This window comes from Vibrio gangliei (genome assembly GCF_026001925.1).
In the GTDB taxonomy this organism is placed as follows: domain Bacteria; phylum Pseudomonadota; class Gammaproteobacteria; order Enterobacterales; family Vibrionaceae; genus Vibrio; species Vibrio gangliei.
On the sequence record NZ_AP021869.1, the window covers coordinates 1,651,841 to 1,678,516 of the forward strand.

A 26,676-nucleotide genomic window follows, 5' to 3' on the forward strand; every position below is an offset into this window, starting at 1 on the left:
CTTAGCGGTCTTTCGGGTCAAGCGCGTCACGCAAGCCGTCACCGACATAGTTAAAGCAGAATAGTGTGACCACCATGAATGCTGCAGGGAAACCAAGCTGCCAAATGGCAATTTCCATGGTTTGCGCGCCTTCTTGCAGTAATGCGCCCCAGCTAGTCATCGGCTCTTGCACACCCAAGCCTAGGAAAGATAAGAATGATTCAGTCAAGATCATACTTGGAACCAGTAGCGTTGAATAAACCGCAACAATACCTAATACGTTCGGTACGATGTGACGAGTAATGATTTTCCAGTTACTCACGCCACACACATGCGCTGCTTCAATAAATTCTTTATTACGTAAACTCAGTGTTTGACCACGTACGATACGCGCCATATCAAGCCAAGCAATCGCACCAATGGCAACGAAGATCAAAATGATATTTCGACCAAAGAACGTCACTAATACAATCACAAGGAACATAAAAGGAACGGCGTATAAAATTTCCAAAATACGCATCATCACACGGTCAACTTTTCCGCCAATAAAGCCAGAAGCCGCACCGTAAAGTGTACCAATCAGTACGGCTACTAAAGCACCAAGCACACCCACCATGAGTGAAATTCGGCCACCTAGCAATGTACGAACGTACAAATCACGACCTAGGCTATCGGTACCAAACCAGTGTTCAGCCGATGGCGCGGCTTGTAATGAATACCAATCCGTATCGTCATAAGCGTATTGAGCAAACATAGGTAAAAAGATCACCGCCAGAGTAATCAAAACCAAGATCACTAGGCTGACCATTGCCGCGCGGTTACGCATGAAACGAATACGGGCGTCTTGCCATAAACTGCGACCTTCGATCTCTAAACTTTCAGAGAACTTTTCGATCGCTTCTAAATTTTCTTTTTTAGTTAACATATCGTCTATCCCTGATTAATAACGAATTTTCGGATCAATATAAGCCAATAACACATCAACGATGGCATTGAACAAAATGAACAAGAAACCAATAAGAATCGTAATACCTAACACCAATGAATAATCGCGGTTAAAGGCAGCGTTTACGAAGAGCTTACCGATACCAGGGAGACCAAAGATGGTTTCAATCACAACCGAGCCAGTGATGATGCCAACAAACGCTGGGCCCATATATGACACAACAGGCAACAAGGCTGGTTTTAAAGCGTGTTTGAAGATGATGTATTTATAGCTCAACCCTTTCGCACGCGCGGTACGGATGAAGTTACTGTTGAGCGTTTCGATCATACTGCCGCGAGTGATACGGGCAAAGGTTGCCACATAAAGCAGCGACATACCGACCATAGGCAAGAACATGTAGTAGAAACCACCGTCTTTCCAACCACCCGCAGGGAACCAGCCTAGGTTAATCGAAAATACGTAAATCAATACAGGAGCCAATACGAATGAAGGCATTACGACCCCGAGCATAGCGGTCGACATTATGGTGTAGTCTATCCAGGTATTTTGCCGCAACGCCGCAATCGTCCCTATGCCAACCCCCAGGATGACAGTAAACACAAATGCGAAAAAGCCGACTTTGGCTGACACCGGCAAGGCGGCGTAGACCAACTCATTCACCGTATAATCTTGATATTTAAACGACGGACCAAAATCACCTTTGATGATGTTGGTCAGATATGTGGTATATTGCACCAAAACTGGCTTATCTAGGCCATATTTGGCGTTGATATTCGCCATAACTTCCGGAGGCAACGGGCGCTCACTTGAGAACGGGTTACCTGGCGCAAAACGCATCAGGAAGAAAGACACCGTGATCAATACCAGCATGGTTGGTATTGCTTCGATCAGTCTTTTAAAAATGAATTTCAACATAGTAAAACTTCCAGTTGTGACTAAATATGATGTGTCGTCCTTGAACGGCGACATTCCTTGTTATTTTTATTATGTTTAATTGAAACGACAGAAGTATCAATGAGGTATCAGATTGGAAACATGATCGCACGAGTAGAGACCAATGTTTTCTTGGAAGTGTTTCACTCGATAGTATGATCAGCCAAGTGATCATATCTCGACAGTGTTGAGTTCCATTCAAATACACACAGGGATAACATTTCTGCATGTTCAGGTGCTTTATTTCAGGACAAGCTTGTGTCCCTCAAATAAAGAAAAGTAAGTCATCACGGTTTCCGTACTGCGATAAGTTATTACTCAACCTAACCTTACCCTACCAATATTCCACAGAATAATCTACAAATACCGCACAAATACAGAGGATATTGTGATATTTAGCTCTAACATCAGCATAATCCATTAACAGTTAGTTCAAAATACAGACAATCTGATGACTTAATAAGCCTATCTAGACAACGAGTCGTATTTTCAATCTTAGGAATAAGTGAGAGGAGTTAGGCATAAAAAATAGGTTCTGCAGCAATGTGCAGAACCTATAGGCGTTGATAAATTACTTAGCGATCTTGTAGAGATCCTTAGTATAAATTTTATCTTCGGCGTTATTCATTGGATAGCCGCCGACTAAAGGAGATACTAAACGCGCCTTCACATATTGGAAAATAGGTGCAATTGGCATATCTCGAGCCAGTAATTTCTCTGCCTCATTATAAAGTGCTGCACGCTCTTCATCGCTAGTTGAATTGAGCGCTTTTTCCATAACAGCATCATATTCTTCGCTATGATAGCGTGGGTCATTTGAACTGTTATTAGATTGCATTAGAGATAAGAATGCTGAAGCTTCATTGTAATCACCACACCAACCTGCACGTGTTACCTCGAAGTTACCTTGACGACGTGTATCTAAGTAGGTTTTCCACTCTTGGTTTTCTAGTGTCACATCAACAGCACCTAGTGACTTCTTCCACATTGAAGCAATTGCAACCGCATTTTTCTTATGGTTGTCATCTGTGTTATACAAAAGCTTGAATTTTAGCGGGTTAGATTTATTGTACCCAGCTTCTTCAAGTAATTGTTTTGCCTTTTCATTACGCTCTTTTTGTGTCCACGTACCATATTCTGGCATGGTTGGATTGAAATCGGCTGTAATTTCAGGGGTTAAGAAATAAGCTGGCTTTTGACCTTGACCAAGCAAAATACGCGTCATTACATCACGGTCAATGGTATAAGACAGAGCTTTACGAACACGGACATCATCAAACGGTGGTTTAGAGTTATTGAAGCCATAGTAATAAGAACATAGGTTACCTACCACTTTTACATCTTCAGGGTGCTCTTTCTGTAAACGCTTAAATTGCTCATTTGGTAATTCATCGGTCATATCCAATTCACCAGATAAGAATCGATTCATTTCAGCGTTTTGACTTTCAATTGGTAGATAAGTCACTTTATCAATCACTGTGTGTTCATTGTCCCAATAATGGGTATTACGAACCAAAACCATACGCTCGTTCAATACCCACTTATCGAGTACGTAAGCACCATTACTGACGAAGTTTTCAGGCTTGGTCCACTGGTCACCAAATTTCTCAACCACTTTTTTATTAACAGGCTTCACCGTTGTATGGCCCATCATTTTAACAAAGTAAGGAACTGCTGATTCTAAGTTCACTTCTAATGTATTGGCATCTAATGCCTTAACACCTAGTGTTGATTTATCGGCTTTGCCTTGAATAATGGCTGCGGCATTTTTCATAGTAGTCATTTCTAAATACCATGAATATGGTGATGCAGTCGCAGGATCAACAGCACGCTGGAAAGTGAAAACGAAGTCATCAGCGGTTACTGGATCACCGTTTGACCATTTTGCATCTTTACGTAAGTGGAAAATGAAAGTTTTGTTGTCTTTGGTTTCCCAGCTTTCTGCGACACCTGGTACAACATTACCATCAGCATCTTGGTTAACCAGTCCCTCAAACAAATCACGTAAAACGTTAGATTCAGGCACACCCTCGGTCTTTTGCGGATCGATAGAGGCAACTTCTGCACCATTACCTTTAACTAACTCTTGTTTTTCAGCAAGTTTGGTACCCTCAGGAACTTGAGCGGCAAAAGAAGGGAGAGAAGCAGCGCCAATAGCAAGACCGGCACCAAGCAAGATCGCTTTAGTGATTGTGTTTTTACGCATATGAATTAACTCCAATTTTATAGTAATGCATCCGTGACATCTTCATATCGTTTATCGCCAAGTAAGTCCGGCCTATGCAGCAGGCTTCACTAGAACTTAATGATTTGTAGAATTTTTGCTCTAATTCATGCCCTACTGGCGATATAAAGATCGGCTTAACCTAGCAATATTTTTTGGGAGCTACCACAACAAAGTCATAAAAATATTACATAGATTACACTTTTTCGTTTTCTCAGCGAATTAATCCAAATGCAATCGATTACAAAGTAGAACTCACTAGCCAAATTTTTTAACAAGTCAATTCATCCAGTTAAAACACACCAAAACTTCGCTAGTTCAATTTCTGAACACTTGCAACCAGCGTTTTGACAAGTTTTATCAAATATCGACTCTATAGCACTTTTCTCTGAAAGCCTTTTCACTACCAAATCGATTAATTGAATTTCGATTCAAAAACCATTTTTTCCACTTTGTAGCACGCCACAATGTCATCAACACTGCTCAAGATGCTCGTTTAAACGCGCAGATTTCACCGGAGATTTAAGGTGAGCAAATTAAAAGGAATATAGAGAGAAGTGATATGAAACGTTTCAATCTCACAGCCGTGAGTATTGCTTTAGCGTTAGGATCTGCATCGGTAATAGCAGCTCCAGGCGCACCGAGCCTAGATATGTACGGTTCAAAAAATTTAAAATTCTCCAAAATCGATTTAGCCATGGAAACGACATCAGGCTACAACGACATGGTGAAGTACCATGACGAAGCACAAATCGATATTATTTTTAACCAATACAGTGGCGAAACGGGTGACACTTACAACATCTACTTTGATGGTAATAAAGTCGCAACAGGGTCAATTACGGGCAGCAAAACCACCGCTTCATTTACCTATGCTAAAGGCGGCATATACCAAATGGAAATCGAAGCCTGTGATGCCAATAGCTGTACTAAAACACCGGCTTATGAACTGTCTATTGCTGACACCGATGGTTCTCATTTAAAACCATTAACCATGAATGTTGATCCAAACAATAAAACCTACAATACCGATCCCAATACGGTCGTAGGGACTTACTTTGTTGAATGGGGTATTTATGATCGCGGCTATACGGTCGATAACATTCCAGCCGACAACCTCACCCACATCCTTTATGGATTTATCCCAATCTGTGGGCCAAATGAGTCGTTGAAATCGGTCGGTGGTAATAGTTTTAACGCGCTACAAACCGCTTGTCGTGGCGTGCCAGATTATAATGTCGTGATTCATGACCCTTGGGCTGCTTATCAAAAGAGCTTTAAACAAGCGGGTCACGAGTACGATACGCCAATCAAAGGCAACTTTGCGATGATGATGGCGCTTAAGCAACGTAACCCAGATTTGAAAATTATCCCCTCTGTCGGTGGCTGGACGCTTTCTGATCCCTTCTTCTCATTCACTGATAAATCCAAACGCGACATCTTTGTGGCGTCAGTGAAAGAGTTTCTAACCACTTGGAAATTCTTTGATGGTGTGGATATCGACTGGGAATTCCCTGGCGGTGGCGGTGAAAATGCTAACCTAGGTGATCCAGTTAAAGATGGCCCGGCTTATGTGGCATTAATGAGTGAACTTCGCGCCATGCTCGATGAGCTAGAAGTGGAAAATGGTAAAGAATACGAGCTAACTTCAGCGATTGGTGTGGGTTACGATAAATTAGAAGATGTAAATTACGCCGATGCTGCGCAATACATGGACTACATCTTTGCTATGACGTATGACTTCTACGGCGGTTGGAATAATGTTCCAGGACACCAAACTACCCTTTACTGTGGTAGCTTTATGCGCCCTGGCCAATGTGATGGCACTGGTGTGGATGAAGAAGGCGAACCATACAAAGGTCCTGCTTATACTACCGATAACGCAATTAAAATCTTACTTGACCAAGGTGTACCAGCGAACAAGCTAGTGGTTGGTGCAGCAATGTACGGTCGAGGTTGGGATGGCGTGATGCCAGATAGCTTAAAAGTGGCTGGTGATCCTATGACAGGTACCGGGAATGGCAAACTTACTGGCACTAAAGAGCAAGGCGTTTGGGAAGCTGGCGTTATCGACTATAAAGGCATTAAGAGCACGATGCTTGGCGCTGACGGCAATGGCATCAATGGCTTTGAAACTGGCTATGATGAACAAGCGAAAGCGGCTTGGGCTTGGAACCGTTCTAATGGCAAATTGGTGACTTATGATAATGAACGTTCTGTCATTGCTAAAGGCCAATATGCTCGTAGCCTTGGTTTAGCCGGTCTGTTCTCTTGGGAAATTGATGCTGATAACGGCGATATTCTCAATGCCATGCATGAAGGTTTAGCGGGTGAAACGACAAACGTTGCTCCAACGGCAAATGCGGGCACGGATAAAACGGTTGTTGGCCCGGCTGCTGTTGAGCTAGATGGCTCAGCATCGAGTGATCGTAATGGCACGATTGCTTCATACCAATGGACACAAACCTCAGGTCAATCTGTCAACATTCAAAATCCAACCTCTGCAACAACTGGATTTGATATTGGTGAAGTTACAGAAACTCAAACGCTGATTTTCTCACTGACCGTGACCGATAACGAAGGCGCTACAGATACCGATACGGTTGTGATCACAGTCAATCCTGTTTCTGTTGACCCAGTAAACACAGCACCAGTAGCAGCACTGTCAGCCCCATCTGAAGTGAATGCAGGTGATACGGTTGTTGTCGATGCGTCAGGTTCAACCGATGCAGAAGGCGATGCCTTGACTTATACCTGGACGTTGCCTTCTGGCATAACTGGTTCAGGTTCAAGCATCAGCTTTACTGCGGGTGAATATGAGCAAGACACCACGCTGACTTTCTCTGTCACTGTTAGCGATGGTGAGTTGACCAGCCAAGCAAGCGCTTCTGTTGTGGTATTGAAAACATCTGGCACTGTCGACCCAGATCCAACTTGTGATAACGCTTGGGATGCCTCAGCCGTTTACACGGGTGGTGATCAAGTCACACTAGATGGCGTACTGTACGAAGCGAAATGGTGGACCACAGGTGAGAACCCATCGCAAACGGGTGAATGGGGTGTTTGGAAAAACTTGGGCGCAGCCAACTGTAACTAAGTTTTCAAAGTCCAAATTAACTAAAATCCGGATCCACTAAATCCTAGATTAAATAAACTTCAAAGGCTTACTCATTTTTACGAGTAAGCCTTTCGTTTTAATGAGTAATCAAGACTCTAAATTGCAAGCCTTGCAAATCTCCTAAGTCTCTTTCACAACCAGATACTGACGTGAACCAGTTAACAAAACCTCAATCCAATCTGACATTTCCTTAGCATAATCATCTGCCTAGCCATACAATCTTCGGCGAATTTTCTGGCACGTCGATTACGCGCAAAATAATCACCAATAAGAGTGAAGCCATGGCCAGAAAATCTATTTAACCTGAACTCAGGTTATTTAACTAATCCAATACTCATAAAAGGTAAAGACATGAATGCTCAAGCCCATCAACAAGAATGGCAACAAGCTCAAACCATTGCTGAGAACCTGCTGCCCAAAGTTGCTCAGCTCTATCGACAAAAAGGCGTAGAACTCCTCATGTTTGGTAAGACACTCGTTAATGCCAGCACCATCGACATGATCAAACTCACCCACCTCTCTCAGCGCTACAGCCACCAATCACTTAACCTACAACAAATTGAACCACTTATTGAACAGCTTTGCGATATGACTCTTTCTCCTTGTTATATTGATATCGGTAAGCTCGGCCAACAATATAAACGTCACGAGTCCGGTAGCGTGGATCACTTCTTAGTTTCAGAGCTGAGCGAAGCGTTAAACGGTCAAGCTGTTGCCGCGCCTAAGGATGTGGTTCTGTATGGCTTTGGTCGAATCGGTCGTTTACTGACTCGAATTTTGATTGAAAAAAGCGGTCCGGGTTACCCGCTGCGTTTACGTGCTGTGGTTGTGCGTGGTGGTAAAGAGGGAGATTTAGAAAAGCGTGCCAGCTTGTTACGCCGTGATTCGGTACATGGGCAATTTAATGGCAGCATCATTATTGACAATGAAAACAGTGCGCTCATTGTCAATGGCAACTACATCCAGTTTATCTATGCCAATTCCCCGCAGGAAGTAGATTACACTCAATACGGTATTCAAGATGCATTAGTCGTGGATAACACAGGGGTATGGCGTGATGCGCAAGGGCTTGGTCAGCATTTAGAATGTCCAGGCAGCTCAAAAGTATTATTAACCGCGCCCGGTAAAGGTGAAATCAAAAATATTGTCTTTGGTGTCAACCATCAAGATATTGAAGCGTGCGATAGCATTGTATCTGCCGCCAGTTGTACCACTAATGCAATCACGCCGGTCTTAAAAGCGGTTAATGACCGTTATGGGATTTTATCCGGTCACATCGAAACCGTGCACTCCTATACCAATGACCAGAATTTAATTGATAACTTCCATAAAGGTGAACGCCGTGGTCGCAGTGCGTCATTAAATATGGTGCTAACCTCAACCGGAGCCGCGAAAGCCGTCGCCAAAGCCTTACCTCAATTACAAGGCAAACTCACCGGTAACGCTATTCGAGTGCCAACACCAAATGTCTCCATGGCAGTGGCTAATTTGAATCTTGAAAAAGGCACCAATAAAGAAGAGTTAAACCACTACTTACAACAAATGGCGTATCGCTCAAAGTTATCACCACAAATTGACTATACCCAATCCACGGAAATTGTTTCGACGGATTTAGTTGGCTCTCGCTACCCAGGCGTGGTTGATGGCGCTGCCACCATCGCACAAGATAATCGCTGCGTATTGTACATTTGGTATGACAACGAATTTGGTTATAGTTGCCAAGTAGTTCATTGCATGGAGCACATGATGGGCGTTCGTTTCCAAACTTACCCTAAATTAACCTCGGTCGAAAACCTCAGCTAAGCCGCTCCACAACTCAATAATAAAAAAGCTTCTGAGTGAGTACGTTCAGAAGCTTTAATGCAATTAACAATCGAAGGAATATTATGAAGTAGACCTACTTCCAACGCTCTGCCGCTTTGGCATCTGAATCTCGCGACTCAACCCAACGTACGTTATCTGTGATGCGCTCTTTTTTCCAGAACGGCGCTTGCGTTTTCAGATAGTCCATCACAAATTCACACGCTTCAAATGCCGCATTACGGTGTGCACTAGAGACGCCAACAAACACAATTTGATCGCCTAAGTCGAGATCACCGACACGATGAATCACGCGAATGTTTAATAACGGCCAACGTGATTTGGCTTGTTCACAAATCTGAGTAAGAGAACGTTCCGTCATGCCCGGATAATGCTCAAGGCTTAACCCTGTGACCGAGTCACCCAAATTCATATCTCGCACTTTACCCACGAATGTCACCACCGCACCGGCTTGCGTGCCTTGCGCTAAACGTTGGTATTCAACACCGATATCAAAATCTTCAAACTGAACACTGATCATATCCACTTGTGACATCCATTAACCTCCAGTAACGGGTGGGAAAAACGCCACTTCATCGCCCGATTTCAATATGGTATCCATTTTCACCATGTCCTGATTCACTGCCACCAGCAATTTGCCAGATTGTAATGCTTGAGCCCATGGTGCGCCCTTTTGACACAACTGGTCACGTAACGCCTCTGCCGAAATGTTATCCGCATCAACTGACACTGAATCAACGCCAATTTGTTCACGGGTTTGAGCAAAAAATAAAACTTTAATCATGATAAAACCTTGAGAATATGTCTGCCATTACTCGGCAATAAAGTGACCCGATTTGCCACCGGTTTTTTCCAATAGACGCACTTGGCCAATGACCATGTCTTTTTGTACCGCTTTACACATATCGTAAATCGTCAGCGCTGCTACCGATGCAGCGGTTAACGCTTCCATTTCAACGCCTGTTTTACCGGCCAACTTACACACCGACTCAATACGGACTTGATTCGTTTCAGGCTTAGCCTCTAGCTGCACTTCCACTTTAGAGAGCAATAATGGATGACAAAGCGGGATCAAATCCCAAGTTTTCTTTGCGGCTTGAATACCGGCAATACGCGCGGTGGCAAACACATCACCTTTATGATGCGAACCAGACACAATCAAATCTAACGTTTCTTTTGACATGCTTACCCATGCTTCAGCGCGGGCTTCACGTACCGTTTCTTGCTTGGCTGAAACATCAACCATGTTCGCTTCGCCTGAAGCATTAATATGAGTAAATTGAGACATTCAATGTTTCCTTGAAGGCATTAACCTAGGGATCTACCCCAAAATTAAATCGATAAATGAGGGATAAAGTTGCATGGGCGATGACGCGCATCAAGCTGTTCTTTTATGAGTTTCTCCCAACCTAAACGGCAAGCGCCTGTCGAACCCGGCATCGCAAAAATAATGGTCTGATTGGCCATGCCAGCGATGGCACGAGATTGCAAGCTGGATGAACCTATATCTTCAAACGACAGCATGCGGAAGATCTCACCAAAGCCTTCAACGGGCTTATCAAATAAAGGCATCAGAGCCTCAGTGGTATAATTTTTCGCGGTAAAACCCGTACCGCCGCTGATCAGCACCACTTGAATAGAATCATCTGCGATCCATTGAGACACTTGAGCGCGGATAAGGTATTTATTGTCAGCAACAATGGCTCGCTCAGCCAACTGATGCCCTTCTGCTTGCAGTTGTTCGACAAAATAATCACCAGACGTATCATCTGCCAACGTTCGGGAATCGGATACCGTCATTACTGCAATTCGTGCGGGTTTAAATTCTTTCAAAACACGAGCCATGAGAAAACCTTTAATAAAATTTTAATCAATAATGATTTTCAAAGTAGTTGAAATTGTTGCAAGGCGACAAGAGAACGAAGCCCCATGAGTGTAATTTGCCTACTCGATTGGGGTGAATGAACGCAGTCAACACAGCGACAAATTCAAATACGACGAAAATTGAAAATTAGCCGCCGATAGAAGCCAGATGCGGCGTCATGCCCGTATTGCCCTCTTGCAAGAAGTGGCTAACCGACTTGGTATCTAACGCACCTTGAATTCGTTGGATAAGCGCTTGCTCTTGGTCATCTTGTTGCAGTAAATCACGCAGTTCAACGCCTTGTTCACCAAACAAACACAAATGCAATTTGCCGGTAGCGGAAACACGTAAGCGGTTACAAGTTTCACAGAAGCCTTTCTCATAAGGCATGATAAGGCCAATTTCACCTTGATAATCCGGATGGACAAACACCTGCGCCGGGCCATCATTGGCTTCTTTCACTTTGAGTAACCAACCGTTGGCAATCAAATGATTACGAATCGTTACGCCAGATTGATGTTGTTGTTCAAACAATTCATCCATTTCACCGGTTTGCATCAACTCGATAAAACGCAACTGAATGGGGCGGTCTTTAATCCAGTTCAAAAAGTTAGGTAGTGAATTACCGTTGAATTGCTTCAATAGCACCACATTCACTTTGACTTGCTGGTAACCAACCGCAAAAGCACGGTCGATTCCCGACATCACATCGTGAAACTTGTTCTCACCAGTAATTTGGTGAAATAGACGTGGGTCTAGGCTATCCACGCTGACATTGATGTGCGTTAAACCAGCTTGCTTCCACTCACCCACTTGTTTCGCCATGCGATAACCATTGGTAGTGGTCGCCACTTTTTTGATACCAGGGGTTTGAGCAACCGATGCCACAATATCATTGAAATCTTTACGCAGAGTTGGCTCACCACCAGTAATCCGAACCTTAGTGGTACCGCAATCGGCAAACGCATTCACCACACGTTTGATTTCTGCTTGATTAAGAAAAGATGAGTTTTTACGCCCTGTCGGATGATAGCCATCAGGTAGGCAATAAGTACATTTGAAATTGCAGACGTCAGTAATCGACAAACGTAAATAATAAAATTTTCGTTCGTAGCGATCGACAAATTGAGCGCTTTCTGTTGTTGACGTTGGAGCACCAACATCCGATACGCCAGAAAATTCCGGAGTATAATGAGACACAAATTGAGTCACGAAACACCTTTCCAAATACGGGAGGTCAGCCCATTTCTAAGCAAACCCTGGTGACAAATTGTCACTGGCCCTAAAAACATATCCTTTATTCATTGGTAGAATAATGAACTTAGTGATTAACGCTCGGAGTTATGACGTTATTGCTGTTAAAGAAAGTCACATGAGATCTAAGTAACATGAACATAAGTTGATCAGCAACACTGTTTGTAAATAGTACGCAAGAAAGCATACTTTTTCCATACCCATTTAGAAGCAAGACCGTTATATTTAGCGCATCTATATCAATAAATGATTAATTAACCTAAGGTTGATTAGCGGTTTAAAACCAGAGAAGCTCATTCATGCCTATTCATAAAACCAAAAAAGTCGTTGCGATTGGCGGTGGTCACGGACTCGGACGAATGCTGGCCGCATTAAAAGATTTTGGCTCCAACGCAACCGGCATTGTGGCCACAACGGATAACGGGGGCTCAACCGGCCGTATTCGTCAGTGCCAAGGAGGGATCGCATGGGGTGACACTCGCAACTGTATTAACCAGTTAATCACCGAGCCCAATATCAGCTCAATGATGTTTGAGTATCGTTTCCGTGGACAAGGTGAACTGAACGGCCACAATTTAGGTAACTTGATGCTCACCGCTTTAGACAACTTGTCTATTCGCCCACTCGACGCCATTCACCTTATTTGCGATATGCTCAAGGTTGAAGTCAATATTGTGCCGATGTCAGAACACCCTGCCGATCTTACGGCTTTGTCTAAGTCTGGCCAATGGGTACGCGGTGAAACCAATGTGGATGATATGGCTGAACCTTTGCAACGATTGTATGTTGAACCGGAAGTACCGGCTACCGCAGAAGGCGTCGAAGCCATCCTCGCGGCGGATTGCATTATTTTAGGCCCAGGCAGTTTTCTTACGAGTATTATGCCCCCTCTACTTCTACCGGATATTGGTAAAGCGATAGCGAAAAACACCCAAGCAAAAGTGGTGTTTGTCGATAACCTCGATAACGAATTTGGCCCTGCCGGAATGATGGATTTAGAAGAAAGACTGAAATGGTGTAAACGTGCCTGCGATGGCCGAGCGGTTGATGTATTGCTTGGAGAAAACTTTACCGAAACCTTAAAACAAAACTACCAATGCGTTGAAGTCAATCTCGCTTCACCTAACCATGAATGGCGACACGACCGTAAAAAATTACAGCAAGAAATCGAGAAGATTATTTTGCAGTAAATAAAAACGGTACTCGGAAACTCGTTTCTCGTAACTCGACTAACACATCGAGACACGAGAAGCGAAGCGCTCAAGTCACAATCTTCCGTTTTAACTATTCACAATAAACTGCGCTCTTAGCTTTTCTATCTCATCCCGCTTTTGCGCTGCTTGTTCAAATTCTAAATTCTGCGCATGTTGATACATTTCATTTTCGAGCTGACTGATTTGTTTTTCTAATTGTTGCGGTGTCAGAGCTTGATAATTCGCCGCTTGCTCTGCCACTTTAGACAATGGGATCACATGGCTGTCTTTCTTACCTTTACGCGTGCCAACATGACCAAGCTCCATAATATCTTGAATACTTTTCTTCAAAGCCTGCGGCGACATGCCCATTTTTTCGTTGTACTCTTGCTGCTTAGCGCGACGTCTTTCCGTTTCATCAATCGCTTTTCGCATCGACTTAGTAATCGTGTCGCCATATAAAATCGCTTTACCTTGCACATTACGCGCGGCGCGGCCAATGGTCTGAATTAAGGAGCGCTCTGAACGCAAGAAACCTTCTTTATCTGCATCCAAAATCGCCACTAACGACACTTCAGGCATGTCCAATCCTTCTCGAAGTAAGTTAATGCCCACTAACACATCAAATTCACCTAAACGTAGGTCGCGAATAATTTCAACTCGCTCGACCGTATCAATATCCGAGTGCAAGTAACGTACTTTCACATCATGCTCGGTGAGATATTCAGTTAAATCTTCAGCCATGCGTTTGGTTAATGTCGTAACCAGAACACGTTCATTAACAGCAACACGCTGACGAATTTCAGACAGCAAATCATCCACTTGGGTAGCCACGGGGCGAACTTCAATTTCAGGATCGAGTAAACCTGTCGGGCGCACAACCTGCTCAGCCACGTCGCCTGCTGATTTATCTAATTCATAATCACTTGGCGTTGCCGAAACATAAATCGTTTGCGGAGCAAGTGCCTCGAACTCTTCAAACCTTAGCGGGCGGTTATCTAAAGCTGACGGCAAACGGAAGCCAAATTCCACTAAGGTTTCTTTACGCGAACGGTCACCTTTATACATTGCGCCAATTTGAGGCACCGTGACATGAGATTCATCGATAATCAACAAACCATCATGCGGTAAGTAATCGAATAATGTTGGAGGCGGCTCGCCCTCTTTGCGACCACTGAGATAACGCGAGTAGTTTTCGATACCTGAACAAAAACCCAATTCGTTCATCATTTCAATGTCGAATTGAGTGCGTTGAGTAATGCGCTGATCTTCAAGTAATTTGTTGTTATCACGCAGCACTTTTTGACGATCAACCAATTCTTCTTTGATTTGTTCAATGGCTTCTAAAATTCGTTCACGCGGCGTAACGTAGTGCGTTTTAGGATAAATAGTGGCACGCGCTATATCCCGCTGCTTCATCGCACCGGTCAGAGGATCGAAGATGCTGATGCATTCGACTTCTTCATCAAACATTTCAATACGAATAGCATCATGTTCTGAATCGGCTGGGAACACGTCAATCACTTCACCTCGAACTCGGAAGTTACCGCGTTCAAACACCATGTCATTACGGCTATATTGCAATTCAGCTAAGCGGCGAATAATGTCACGCTGTTCGAGCATGTCTCCTCGACGAATATGCAACATCATCTTTAAATACGAATCGGGATCACCCAAACCATAAATTGCGGATACGGACGCAACAATGATGGCATCTTTTCTTTCAATAAGAGATTTAGTGGCGGATAAACGCATTTGTTCAATATGCGCGTTCACCGATGAATCTTTTTCGATGAAGGTATCCGTCGTGGGTACGTAGGCTTCAGGCTGGTAATAATCATAATAAGAGACAAAGTACTCCACGGCATTGTTAGGGAAGAAGCTCTTCATTTCACCGTAAAGCTGCGCGGCTAAGGTTTTATTCGGCGCAAGCAAAATCGTTGGCCGTTGCGCTCTTGCAATGACATTAGCAAGTGTAAATGTCTTACCTGAACCCGTCACACCAAGTAAAGTTTGATGTGCCAATCCTGCATCTAACCCTTCCGACAATTGCGCTATTGCCGTAGGTTGGTCGCCTGCTGGTTGATAATCCGATACCAATTGGTACAACTTACTCATACTTGCCTCTTAAACCATGCTTGTGTTTTAAACCACATATGTCTCTAAACCAAATTTGCCTCTAAACCGCATTTATCTCTAAAGCATACTGGTTTATTAACATAAAAGTGAACGACTCAATTGACCTTTCACGATTCTATTTTGGCATGACACTGGATACTCATCCAGCACTATTCCAGCGATAGTTTTTTTCTCTAACAATTAGACTAAAAAAAGTCATGTTCACTCTGGCGTGCTAATTCCAACTTTGATAGTATTCTCGTCCCACGCAAAACGCGCCTGTAATTACCTCATATTTTCATCCACTGGTTTTCCCCAAAACTGGGCATCACTGCTTCATTTTGTAACAAGCGCTTTTTTTATCCACACGAGCCAATACCGGAAAAAGCAAGAAAAAATCTTTCAATACAAAGCATTAGCCATGACGTCGCTATTTATATCGCTATCATTAAATTCAAAACCAAACTTGCCCAGATTTCATTAACACACTTATCCACAAATTTAGTGGATAACTATCCACTACCCTTATCTGATGCGGGATACAAAAAAGTAAAGAGAAAAAACAAGAAAAAATTGACTTTTTTACCTCTACAGAACGTTGACAGAGAAAAAAGCTCTAGCTAGAATTCGCTCCATATTATTCCCTGTTAGTTCAGTCGGTAGAACGGCGGACTGTTAATCCGTATGTCGCTGGTTCAAGTCCAGCACAGGGAGCCAAATTGAAAAAGCCGCATCGTCAAACATGCGGCTTTTTTTCGTCTAAAATTTGTTCATTTAACGACTACGCCTTCCAATGGCATCAAATACCTGTTTCCTTATAGCTTGTACCTATTAGCTTGTAGGAGATCAAAGGGTTGTTATTGATAGCACAAATGACGATAATGTTCAGATCATAAGTAACCCTAAGAGACGATATGACAGACTATTTACTGTTGCTTGTTGGCACTGTCCTGGTCAACAACTTTGTTCTGGTTAAATTCCTTGGTATTTGTCCGTTTATGGGCGTGTCTAAAAAACTAGAAACCGCCATTGGAATGGGGCTTGCGACAACTTTCGTATTAACCTTGGCATCGGTCTGTTCCTATCTCGTCCAAACTTACATTTTGCGCCCTCTTGGCATCGAATATTTGCAAACCATGAGCTTTATTTTAGTGATTGCCTTTGTGGTGCAATTTACCGAAATGGTGGTACACAAAACCAGCCCAACGCTCTATCGCTTACTGGGTATTTTTCTCCCGCTGATCACTACCAACTGTGCAGTATTAGGTGTGGCGTTGTTAAACATTAACGAAAACCACAACTTTATCGAATCCATCATCTATGGTTTTGGTGCAGCGGTTGGTTTCTCACTTGTCTTGATTCTGTTCGCTTCGATGCGTGAACGAATTGCGGCGGCTGATGTACCCGCTCCATTTAAAGGTGCATCCATTGCTATGATTACCGCAGGTCTTATGTCTCTTGCCTTCATGGGCTTTACCGGCTTGGTGAAATAATTGTGACTACTGTTTTTATTGCTATCGCTGCTATTGCTGTTTTAGCCGCTATTTTTGGTGTTATTTTAGGATTTGCTTCGATTCGCTTTAAAGTTGAAGCGGATCCAATTGTCGATCAAATTGACAGTATTTTACCGCAAACTCAATGCGGACAATGTGGCTATCCCGGTTGTCGCCCTTACGCCGAAGCTATCGCAAATGGAGATGACATCACCAAATGCCCTCCCGGTGGCCAAGCAGGTATCGAAAAACTCGCTGATTTGATGGGAGTCGATGTGCCAAGCGCTGCAGGTGAAGTCGAAGAAGCGGTTAAAAAAGTGGCTTTTATTCATGAAGATATGTGTATTGGCTGCACTAAATGTATTCAAGCGTGCCCAGTGGATGCCATTGTAGGTGGCACCAAAGCACTTCACACCGTCATTAAAAGCGAATGTACGGGTTGTGATTTATGCGTTGCGCCTTGTCCAACCGATTGTATTGAAATGATTCCTATCGAAACCACGCCAGATACGTGGAAATGGCAACTTGAACTGATTCCTGTTGTGACGGATCTTGAGCCAACCTCAGCTGAAGCTGACTCTGAAAAATCCACCGTGAATTAAGGAAAATCGCTCTATGTTGTCGTTAATTGAACAAATTCGTCAGGGTATGATGTGGGATTTTCCCGGAGGCATCCATCCACCTGAAAATAAAGTGCAGTCGTCTGGCACACCTATCGTACAACCTGAGTTACCAGAAGAATTCGTTTTACCTTTAAAGCAGCATATCGGCCGCCCGGGTGACATTTGCGTCAAAGTTGGTGATCCCGTACTGAAAGGTCAACAACTGACTCAGGCTAACTTAGCCTTCATGGTTCCAGTGCATGCGCCAAGCTCAGGTGTCGTCACCGCCATAGAAAAACGCACGATTGCTCACCCTTCTGGTTTGTCCGATCTCTGTATTGTGATCAAACCGGATGGTGAAGATAAGTGGTGTGAAAAAGAAGCAATAGACAACTACACGGAACGTAACGCGGAAGAACTGATCGAAAAAATTCGTCAATCAGGCATCTCTGGTATGGGCGGTGCGGGTTTCCCAACCGCTCGAAAGCTGCATACCGGTTTAGCCAAAACCAAGATCTTAATCATCAATGCGGCGGAATGTGAGCCTTATATCACCGCCGATGATCGCTTAATGCAGGATTATGCCGATGAAGTGATTCAAGGTGTGCAAGTTATTCAGCATATTCTGCAACCTGAAATCACCATTATCGGTATTGAAGATAATAAAAAAGAAGCCATTGCTGCATTAGAAGTCGCAGCCAAAGACGTTGATCTGATCATTCGTGTTGTACCCACTAAATACCCTTCAGGCGGTTCAAAACAGTTAATCAAAATCTTAACTGGCCGTGAAGTACCAAGTAAGGAACACTCGGCAGCCATTGGCGTATTGATGCAAAACGTAGGAACGGCATTTGCAATCAAACGTGCCATCATTGATGGTGAACCATTAATCGAACGTGTCGTTACATTAACCGGCGATTCCTTTGCGCAAAAAGGCAATGTGTTAGCGCGTCTTGGTACACCAATTTCATCCTTACTGCGCCAATTTGGTTATAAAGCCGAACGTAAAAACCCACGATTGATTATGGGTGGTTCGTTAATGGGCTTCACTTTGCCTCATGCAGACGTGCCGATTACCAAAATCACAAACTGTATTTTAGCGCCAAAACGCAAAGAATTAGCGCCCCCAACTCAAGAAGTTGCCTGCATTCGTTGTACCGCTTGCGCCGAAGCCTGCCCTGCTTCGCTACTGCCACAACAGTTGCAGTGGTATGCCAAAGCACAAGATTACGACAAGTGTGAAGAATACCACCTGTCCGATTGTATTGAGTGCGGCGCTTGTGCTTACGTATGCCCAAGTGAGATTCCATTGGTGCAGTATTACCGCCAAGCAAAATCTGAAATTTGGACTCGCAAACAAGAAGCGAAAGAATCTGAACGAGCTAAACAACGCTTTGAAGAACGTCAAAAACGCTTAGAGCGAGACAAAATTGAACGTGAACAGCGCTTCAAGCAAGCAGCAGAAAAGCGTCGCGGCGAAATGACACAATCCGGTGGTGACGATGCCGTAGCGGCCGCTATTGCCAGAGTGAAAGCGAAACAAGCCGCGCCTGTAAGTAACGAAGTGAAACCCGCGGTTGCAGCAGCGATTGCAAGAGCGAAAGCCAAGCAAGCCGAAGCAGCCAAAGCCGGACAAGCTGAGCCTGATAATTCTGAAATGATGAAATTACGTGAAGAACGTAAACAGCAGGCTCGTGCGCGTAAAGCTGAGCAAGCTCAACAAGCAGAAACAGCAGTGCAAAGTGATGAATCCGAGTCACAAGCACCAAGTAAAAGTGCGGCTGTCGCGGCTGCGATTGCGCGTGCTAAAGCTCGTAAAGCCCAACAGCAACAAAATGAATCTAAGCCAGAAACCGATGCTGAACCTAAAGCGAAGGTAAGCTCAAAAGAGCAAGCTCCTGAAGCCACAACAGCGACCGAAAACGATCCGAAAAAAGCTGCGGTTGCCGCTGCAATTGCCCGCGCTAAAGCTCGCAAAGCACAGCAGCAACATGAATCTGAGCCAGAAACCGCTGCAGAACCTAAAGCTGAGGCAAGCTCAAAAGAGCAAGATCCTGAAGCTACAACAGCAACCGAAAACGATCCGAAAAAAGCTGCGGTAGCCGCTGCGATTGCCCGCGCTAAAGCTCGCAAGGCACAGCAGCAACAACATGAATCTGAGCCAGAAACCGATGTAGAACCTAAAGCTGAAGTAAGTGAGCAAACTCAAGTACCTGAAGCCACAACAGCGACCGAAAGCGATCCGAAAAAAGCTGCTGTAGCGGCTGCTATTGCCCGCGCTAAAGCTCGTAAAGCCCAGCAACAACATAAAACTGAGCAAAATAAAACCGAGCAAAACCCAGCAGAGCAAAATGAAATCCAACAACATGCAGCTGAATCAAAACCAGATGAACAAGTTCGAGTAGAAAAATCAGCATCATCTGATGATAAAGACTCACAAGATAAGCAAGATTCAGAAGTGACACTCGATTTGTTAGATATACCAGTGTTCATCGATAAATCCTCTCAGGAGAAAAAATAATGCCTTTCTTCATCACGAGTTCTCCTCATGTGAGAGTAAAGCGTAATACCGCCAATATCATGATGTGGGTTGCTTTATGTCTGCTCCCAGGCATTGCTGTTCAAACCTATTTCTTTGGTTATGGCGTTCTCATTCAAGTGGTCTTCGCCATTATGCTGGCTTGGTTATTTGAAGCCTCAGTGATGTTAGTACGTAAACGCCCCATTTTACGTAGCTTACAAGATAACAGTGCCTTAGTGACGGGCATGTTGATTGCGGTTGCAATTCCACCACTTTCTCCTTGGTGGTTGCTGGCTATTGGTCTGTTTTTTGCCATCGTAATTGGCAAACATTTGTATGGTGGCTTGGGTCAAAACTTATTTAATCCTGCGATGGTGGCTTACGTGGTGTTATTGATCTCGTTCCCCGTACAAATGACCAGTTGGGTCACACCGGAGTCCATTACCCACGTTCACATGCATTTTGCCGATTGTTTGAAACTCTTCTTCACTGGTTTCAATGCTGATGGCTTATCTTTGCAGCAAGTACGTGCAGGCATTGATGGTGTCACCATGGCCACACCACTGGATACTTTCAAAACGTCAATCAAAGCCGGTCATTTGTCTAGTGAAATCATGCAGCAGCCTGTCTTCGCCGGTTTAGCTGGTGTGGGTTGGCAATGGGTCAATATTGCGTTTTTATTAGGCGGCTTACTGCTAGTACGCTTACGTATAGTGCAGTGGCAGATCCCGATTGCCATGTTGGCAAGTTTGTTAATTGTGAGCACCCTTTGTTCGCTGATCGCCCCAGGCACTACGGCTTCACCAATCATGCACTTATTGTCTGGCGCAACCATGCTCGGTGCCTTTTTCATTGCCACCGATCCGGTAACCGCATCCACCACCACGAAAGGACGCATCATTTATGGTGCCTTTATCGGCTTAGTCATATTCTTAATTCGTAGCTGGGGTGGTTTTCCTGATGGTGTTGCCTTCGCGGTATTACTGGCCAATATGGCGGTACCTCTGATTGACTACTACACCAAACCACGCACTTATGGCCATGTAAGGTAATCACACTATGCTTAAAGCTATGAAGAAAAATGGTGGGATCTTGGCAATTTTTGCTGTGGCTTCAACGTCACTGGTTGCCATTACAAACTGGATCACACACGATACTATCGTTGAACAACAGCAACGCGATTTACAACAAACTCTGAACCAAGTGATCCCACAAAGCATGCACGACAATCAATTGTTTGCTTCTTGTATGTTGTTGCCATCTCAAACCACAGTGACGACCGATCCGATGCCTGCTTATTTGGCGACCAAAGATGGAGAGCCAACCGCTATCGCTATCGAAACCTACGCGCCGGATGGTTACAATGGTGCAATCAAAATCATTGTTGGCCTGGATATGCAAGGTGTCGTTACCAGCACTCGCGTGTTAGAGCATAATGAAACTCCCGGGCTTGGAGATAAAATCGAAACCAGAAAAACCAGTTGGATATTCAGTTTTGATAAAAAAACGGTCACAACGGATAACGACTCTGATTGGGCGGTACGTAAAGATGGTGGTCAATTTGACCAATTTACCGGTGCGACAATTACGCCTCGCGCTGTCGTCAAAGCAGTCAAAAACACCGTGGTTTACTTTAAACAAAATAAGCAAACCATCCTTAATCAACCATTAAACTGTGAGGGATAATATGTCTGACGATAGTGCAACACTTGATACCCCTTTAGAATCCGAAGTTAAAGTGGTTGATCCTGAAAATAAACAACTCATGAAAAATGGTTTATGGGATAACAACCCTGCCTTAGTTCAACTCTTGGGTTTATGCCCTCTTCTGGCAGTGTCATCGACCGTAACCAACGCGCTTGGCTTAGGTTTGGCCACCATGATGGTATTAATCGCCACCAATACCATTGTGTCGCTGATTCGTCATCATGTTCCTAACGAAGTACGTATTCCGATTTTTGTCATGATCATTGCTTCCGTCGTGACTTGCGTTCAATTGCTAATGAGCGCTTACGCATACGGCTTGTATCTATCACTCGGTATCTTCATTCCGTTGATCGTGACTAACTGTGTGATTATTGGTCGCGCCGAAGCTTATGCCTCTAAAAATGCCCCGAAGAAAGCGGCATTAGATGGCTTTTGGATGGGGCTTGGCATGTTAGCAGTTCTGACTCTACTGGGTGCCTTACGTGAACTGATCGGTCAAGGCACACTATTTGATGGAGCAGACTTATTACTGGGGGCTTGGGCTGAATCCTTGCGTATCGAAGTGTTTCATATTGATAGCAGTTTTTTACTGGCCTTATTACCACCGGGCGCTTTCATTGGTGTCGGTTTCTTAATTGCACTCAAACAAGTCATTGATAAACAAATTGAGAAGCGCCAACCAAAAGCAGAAAAAGCAAAAATAGAACGTGCTCGTGTCACTAATGCTTAACTTGAACGACAAATAACAAAAAACCATTAATGAAAAGAATCAAAAATGAATAATGAAAAGCGTCGTCTGATCCTTGAACGATTACGAGAACACAATCCAAATCCGCAAACAGAGCTGAATTGGTCAACCCCTTTTGAGTTATTGATTGCCGTTTTACTTTCAGCGCAAGCCACAGATGTGAGTGTCAATAAAGCGACAGATAAGTTATATCCTGTCGCCAATACGCCGGAAGCTATTTTGGCTCTTGGTGTCGATGGGCTAAAAGAATACATCAAAACCATTGGCTTATTTAATTCAAAAGCTGAAAATACCATCAAGACCTGCAAAATCTTGATTGAAAAGCACAATAGCCAAGTTCCGGAAGATCGAGCCGCTTTAGAAGCCTTGCCGGGTGTTGGTCGAAAAACGGCCAATGTCGTACTCAATACCGCTTTCGGTTGGCCAACGATTGCCGTCGATACTCACATTTATCGAGTTTCTAATCGCACGAAATTTGCGATGGGTAAAACGGTCGACGATGTGGAAGCTAAGCTCTTAAAAGTAGTACCAAAAGAATTCAAACTCGATGTGCATCACTGGCTCATTTTGCATGGTCGCTATACCTGTATTGCGCGTAAGCCACGCTGCGGTAGTTGTATCATTGAAGATTTATGTGAGTTTAAAGAAAAAGTTTATCCTGAAGAGTAATCATTACTTTGATTGCCCATAATCATTACAAGGAGCACACAATGTCGAACGGAAGAATTTTGCATACTATGGTACGCGTTGGCGATCTTGATCGTTCAATCGAGTTTTATACCAAAGTACTTGGCATGCAATTGCTACGTAAAAATGAAAACACTGAATACAAATACACTCTAGCATTTGTCGGTTACGGTGATGAATCTGAAGGTGCTGTAATCGAGTTAACCTACAACTGGGATACGTCGGAATACGATCTTGGTACAGGCTATGGTCACATTGCGATTGGTTTCGATGATATCTACACAGCATGCGATGCAATTAAAGCAGCGGGCGGTACAGTCACTCGTGAACCCGGCCCAGTTAAAGGCGGCTCAACTCATATTGCCTTCGTGAAAGACCCTGATGGCTACATGATTGAGCTTATTCAGCGCAGCCAAATGTCTGCTGGATTAGAAGGCTAAGTACCTGCCTCTTGTCTAAATGCCCTCAGCTGAGGATAGCTCCCCCAAAAGAACCCTACACTGGGTTCTTTTTGTTTTCACTTTCGCAGCCACCCAAAATGGCACTTCATTTCGGACACAGTTATCCACCACAATAATCAAATCTCTCTGACTCTTTTGCAGTAGCAATAAAAAATCATTTATTTTAAATAAAACCTCATATTTTCATCGCGACAAGTCACATTTGTGAGTGAAGTTCCATTTCTTATCTGTAATAATACGCACCAAATTCACGGATATGAAAACGCATGACCGACATAAATGAAGCTTTGACACTAAAACACCGCTTTCGTGGCTATTTTCCCGTTGTTATTGACGTGGAAACCGCGGGGTTTAACGCTCAGACTGATGCATTACTCGAAATCTGTGCGGTAACGTTAGCCATGGATGACAACGGTGATTTGTATCCAGCAACCACACTGCAATTTAATGTCGAGCCCTTTGAAGGTGCGAATCTTGAAAAGGAAGCGCTTGAATTTACCGGTATCCGTGATCCATATAGCCCACTACGAGGGGCGGTGACAGAAGCCGAAGCGCTGAAAGAAATCTTTAAATTAGTGCGCAAAGAACAAAAAGCAGCGGATTGCAGCCGTGCCATTATGGTGGCTCACAATGCCAATTTCGATCTCAGTTTTGTTATGGCCGCCGCCGAGCGCAGTAAATTGAAACGCATTCCTTTCCACCCTTTTGCGACTTTTGACACTGCCGCCCTGAGTGGCCTTGCTTATGGACAAACCGTTCTGGCTAAAGCCTGCCGCGCAGCAGGTTTTGAGTTTGATAACCAAGCTGCTCATTCTGCCCTGTATGATACGCAAATAACCGCTAAGCTATTTTGCAATATCGTCAATAAGTGGAAAGCGCTGGGTGGATGGCCACTGGCTTCAACTGAAGAAAAATAAAATAACTATACACAACATTTTAATAAGAGAATCACAATGAATCCTGTCGTTATTTCCGTTTGCTTAATGCTGGCACTGTCAGTCTTTCGAGTAAACGTTGTTATTGCATTAACACTGAGTGCTATCGCTGGTGGTTTGCTGGCTCACATGTCACTTAATGATACTATTGCCGCTTTCCAATCTGGTTTAGGTGATGGTGCAGAGATTGCATTAAGCTACGCCCTACTCGGTGCATTTGCCGTTGCTCTATCTCAAACGGGTATTACTGATTTACTGTCGAATGCCGTCATTAAACGTGTACACGGTAAAGAAAATCAAAAAGCATCCAATACACTTAAATACGCTATTTTTGGCGCGCTATTCATCATGGCGATTTTCTCGCAAAACGTAATTCCTGTGCATATTGCGTTCATCCCAATCATTGTTCCGCCGCTTCTATCTGCATTCAATAAAATGAATGTCGACCGTCGTATGGTGGCTTGTATCATTACTTTCGGTTTAGTTACCCCGTACATGACGCTTCCAATTGGTTTCGGCGGCATCTTCTTAAACGACATTTTATTACCAGCTCTTCAAAGTAACGGCCTAACCTCGACGACAGCTTCACAAATTCCAGCCGCGATGTTTATTCCTGCTTGCGGTATGATTTTTGGTCTGTTGGTGAGCGTATTGTTTACATATCGTAAACCACGCGTTTATAAGTCAGAAGAAGCAACTGAACAACAAGCTCAACAGCAAGGCATTGATAAAAAAGCGGTGATTGTTGCTGTGATCAGCATCATCGCAACGATATCTGCCCAGCTTTACTCTGGTTCTATGATTGTTGGTGCCCTAGTGGGTTTCATCATCCTATCATTCGGTAAACCATTCCAAACGAGTCAAGACAACTTTACTCGCGGCGTACAAATGATGGCGATGATCGGCTTTATCATGATTTCAGCCAACGGTTTTGCGAGTGTGATGAAAGCGACTGGTGGGGTTGAAACATTGGTTGCCTTCTTGCAAGAAAGCATGAGTGGTCATAAAGCGATTGCAGCTCTGATGATGCTGATCGTTGGTCTACTGATCACTATGGGTATCGGTTCGTCATTCTCAACCATTCCAATTATTGCCACTATTTATGTTCCATTAGCGATTTCATTTGGTTTCTCACCGGCAGCAACCATTGCACTTGTGGGTACAGCGGCAGCGTTAGGTGATGCAGGTTCACCAGCATCGGATTCAACCTTAGGTCCAACATCAGGCCTAAATGCGGATGGTCAACACGACCACATTAAAGACTCGGTTATCCCAACCTTCTTGCACTACAACGTACCACTTGTGATCTTCGGCTGGATTGCCGCGATGGTTCTGTAAACCCTAGGTTTTATTGACTCTAGTCACTATAGAAAATACAAAGCGCAGGCTACCATAACGTAACCTGCGCTTTTTTATTGTATCTATCAAATTAGCCTAAAGCAGAGCTTAACTTAGCTTGTATATCTCGTAATGTTGTATCTTCAGAGCGATAATCTAATTCGATTAAATGATATACCTCACCCGCCTTTAAGACCAAATTCGGAAATGAAGCAATGCCTAGCTGCTGGCAGAATGACCTTTGCTGCCTAAACACTTGTTCCACTATGTCACTGTTTCTATCGGTAATAAACCTATCAACATCCAGGCCAATTTCTTGCGCAAGATGAATATGAGTCTGCTCAATATGCGGTGTCATGGCGCGCAAATAATACGCCTCTTGAATGGCGGTATTCATCGCTTCACCCTTTCCTTGCAATTGAGCGGCAATCACTGCTCTGCAGGCTGGGTAAGTGGTTCTAACGGGTTTAGCTAGCTGCCAATAATCATAATTAAACTGCGTGCCTAGCTGAGACTCTATACGCTGCCAGGTTTGCTGTAACATTTGACGCATTTCCAGCGGCATAGGTGCATCATTATCAGGAGCCAATCCGCCGAGTAAGTATTCAACTTTGATCTCTTGCGGTAAGGCCGCTTTTAGTTTTTCCCATGTCGGCGTATAACCCCAACACCAACTGCACATCGGGTCGTGAATATAATATAAAGTCGCGTCCATGCTTACCTCACTCGACAAT

The 26,676-nt window shown here is 43.9% G+C and carries 23 protein-coding genes, 1 tRNA gene and 1 riboswitch; of the genes, 14 read left to right on the top strand and 10 right to left on the bottom strand.

What is annotated here, in order from left to right:
* Position 1 precedes the first annotated feature (1 nt).
* The 3 genes from oppC to Vgang_RS07560 all read right to left on the bottom strand — a co-directional run bounded on the left by oppC (position 2) and on the right by Vgang_RS07560 (position 4,064).
* A complete protein-coding gene (gene oppC / locus Vgang_RS07550) occupies positions 2-904 on the bottom strand; it encodes an oligopeptide ABC transporter permease OppC (RefSeq protein ID WP_105903169.1) in 903 nt (300 codons plus the stop codon).
* Positions 905-919: 15 nt separating this feature from the next.
* Positions 920-1,840, bottom strand: a complete 921-nt coding sequence (oppB, locus tag Vgang_RS07555; RefSeq protein WP_105903168.1) for an oligopeptide ABC transporter permease OppB — start codon at positions 1,838-1,840, stop codon at positions 920-922.
* 589 nt (positions 1,841-2,429) lie between these two features.
* Positions 2,430-4,064 carry an ABC transporter substrate-binding protein gene (locus Vgang_RS07560; RefSeq protein ID WP_105903167.1) on the bottom strand — a complete coding sequence of 545 codons (1,635 nt, stop codon included), beginning with the start codon at positions 4,062-4,064 and terminating at the stop codon, positions 2,430-2,432.
* 580 nt (positions 4,065-4,644) lie between these two features.
* Here Vgang_RS07560 and Vgang_RS07565 point away from each other — a divergent pair.
* Positions 4,645-7,179, top strand: coding sequence for a glycosyl hydrolase family 18 protein (locus Vgang_RS07565; protein ID WP_105903166.1), 2,535 nt, complete (start codon positions 4,645-4,647; stop codon positions 7,177-7,179).
* 372 nt (positions 7,180-7,551) lie between these two features.
* Entirely contained in the window at positions 7,552-9,003 is a 1,452-nt protein-coding gene (locus Vgang_RS07570) for a glyceraldehyde-3-phosphate dehydrogenase (protein WP_105903165.1), read from the top strand.
* A gap of 94 nt (positions 9,004-9,097) precedes the next feature.
* On the opposite strand, the gene moaE is transcribed toward Vgang_RS07570, so the two are convergent.
* The 5 genes from moaE to moaA form a co-directional block, all read right to left on the bottom strand.
* Positions 9,098-9,556, bottom strand: coding sequence for a molybdopterin synthase catalytic subunit MoaE (gene moaE, locus Vgang_RS07575; RefSeq protein ID WP_105903164.1), 459 nt, complete (start codon positions 9,554-9,556; stop codon positions 9,098-9,100).
* Between the two features lie 3 nt (positions 9,557-9,559).
* Positions 9,560-9,805 carry a molybdopterin synthase sulfur carrier subunit gene (gene moaD / locus Vgang_RS07580; protein WP_105903163.1) on the bottom strand — a complete coding sequence of 82 codons (246 nt, stop codon included), beginning with the start codon at positions 9,803-9,805 and terminating at the stop codon, positions 9,560-9,562.
* A gap of 27 nt (positions 9,806-9,832) precedes the next feature.
* On the bottom strand, positions 9,833-10,309 hold the full coding sequence (gene moaC / locus Vgang_RS07585) for a cyclic pyranopterin monophosphate synthase MoaC (RefSeq protein ID WP_105903162.1): 477 nt from the start codon (positions 10,307-10,309) through the stop codon (positions 9,833-9,835).
* A 44-nt stretch (positions 10,310-10,353) separates the two neighbouring features.
* Positions 10,354-10,866, bottom strand: a complete 513-nt coding sequence (gene moaB / locus Vgang_RS07590; RefSeq protein ID WP_105903161.1) for a molybdenum cofactor biosynthesis protein B — start codon at positions 10,864-10,866, stop codon at positions 10,354-10,356.
* Between the two features lie 166 nt (positions 10,867-11,032).
* Positions 11,033-12,097 (bottom strand): GTP 3',8-cyclase MoaA, encoded by a 1,065-nt coding sequence (gene moaA, locus Vgang_RS07595; RefSeq protein WP_264923422.1) that lies wholly within the window; start codon positions 12,095-12,097, stop codon positions 11,033-11,035.
* Positions 12,086-12,238: riboswitch (molybdenum cofactor riboswitch) on the bottom strand. It overlaps the preceding gene by 12 nt.
* Positions 12,239-12,438: 200 nt before the next feature.
* Here moaA and yvcK point away from each other — a divergent pair.
* The gene (yvcK, locus tag Vgang_RS07600; RefSeq protein ID WP_105903160.1) at positions 12,439-13,329 is read left to right on the top strand and encodes a uridine diphosphate-N-acetylglucosamine-binding protein YvcK; all 891 of its coding nucleotides are present in this window, start codon (positions 12,439-12,441) and stop codon (positions 13,327-13,329) included.
* A 90-nt stretch (positions 13,330-13,419) separates the two neighbouring features.
* Here yvcK and uvrB read toward each other — a convergent pair whose 3' ends face one another.
* Entirely contained in the window at positions 13,420-15,450 is a 2,031-nt protein-coding gene (gene uvrB / locus Vgang_RS07605) for an excinuclease ABC subunit UvrB (protein ID WP_105903159.1), read from the bottom strand.
* Positions 15,451-16,091: 641 nt separating this feature from the next.
* Here uvrB and Vgang_RS07610 point away from each other — a divergent pair.
* From Vgang_RS07610 to Vgang_RS07660, 11 genes are all read left to right on the top strand, one after another.
* Positions 16,092-16,167 (top strand) — tRNA-Asn (locus Vgang_RS07610).
* Positions 16,168-16,364: 197 nt separating this feature from the next.
* Positions 16,365-16,943, top strand: a complete 579-nt coding sequence (rsxA, locus tag Vgang_RS07615; RefSeq protein WP_027697352.1) for an electron transport complex subunit RsxA — start codon at positions 16,365-16,367, stop codon at positions 16,941-16,943.
* Positions 16,944-16,945: 2 nt separating this feature from the next.
* Complete coding sequence (rsxB, locus tag Vgang_RS07620) at positions 16,946-17,545, top strand: electron transport complex subunit RsxB (RefSeq protein ID WP_105903158.1); 600 nt, start codon at positions 16,946-16,948, stop codon at positions 17,543-17,545.
* 13 nt (positions 17,546-17,558) lie between these two features.
* Positions 17,559-20,066 (top strand): electron transport complex subunit RsxC, encoded by a 2,508-nt coding sequence (rsxC, locus tag Vgang_RS07625; protein ID WP_105903157.1) that lies wholly within the window; start codon positions 17,559-17,561, stop codon positions 20,064-20,066.
* On the top strand, positions 20,066-21,118 hold the full coding sequence (rsxD, locus tag Vgang_RS07630) for an electron transport complex subunit RsxD (RefSeq protein WP_105903156.1): 1,053 nt from the start codon (positions 20,066-20,068) through the stop codon (positions 21,116-21,118). The genes rsxC and rsxD overlap by 1 nt, the downstream gene beginning before the upstream one ends.
* A gap of 7 nt (positions 21,119-21,125) precedes the next feature.
* Entirely contained in the window at positions 21,126-21,752 is a 627-nt protein-coding gene (gene rsxG / locus Vgang_RS07635) for an electron transport complex subunit RsxG (protein WP_105903155.1), read from the top strand.
* Between the two features lies 1 nt (position 21,753).
* The gene (locus tag Vgang_RS07640; protein ID WP_105903154.1) at positions 21,754-22,503 is read left to right on the top strand and encodes an electron transport complex subunit E; all 750 of its coding nucleotides are present in this window, start codon (positions 21,754-21,756) and stop codon (positions 22,501-22,503) included.
* Between the two features lie 45 nt (positions 22,504-22,548).
* Entirely contained in the window at positions 22,549-23,190 is a 642-nt protein-coding gene (gene nth / locus Vgang_RS07645) for an endonuclease III (protein WP_105903153.1), read from the top strand.
* 41 nt (positions 23,191-23,231) lie between these two features.
* A complete protein-coding gene (gene gloA / locus Vgang_RS07650; protein WP_105903152.1) occupies positions 23,232-23,648 on the top strand; it encodes a lactoylglutathione lyase in 417 nt (138 codons plus the stop codon).
* A 287-nt stretch (positions 23,649-23,935) separates the two neighbouring features.
* A complete protein-coding gene (rnt, locus tag Vgang_RS07655) occupies positions 23,936-24,586 on the top strand; it encodes a ribonuclease T (protein WP_105903151.1) in 651 nt (216 codons plus the stop codon).
* Between the two features lie 36 nt (positions 24,587-24,622).
* Positions 24,623-25,942, top strand: a complete 1,320-nt coding sequence (locus tag Vgang_RS07660; RefSeq protein ID WP_105903150.1) for a Na+/H+ antiporter family protein — start codon at positions 24,623-24,625, stop codon at positions 25,940-25,942.
* Between the two features lie 91 nt (positions 25,943-26,033).
* On the opposite strand, the gene Vgang_RS07665 is transcribed toward Vgang_RS07660, so the two are convergent.
* On the bottom strand, positions 26,034-26,657 hold the full coding sequence (locus tag Vgang_RS07665; RefSeq protein ID WP_105903149.1) for a DsbA family protein: 624 nt from the start codon (positions 26,655-26,657) through the stop codon (positions 26,034-26,036).
* Between the last annotated feature and the right edge of the window lie 19 nt (positions 26,658-26,676).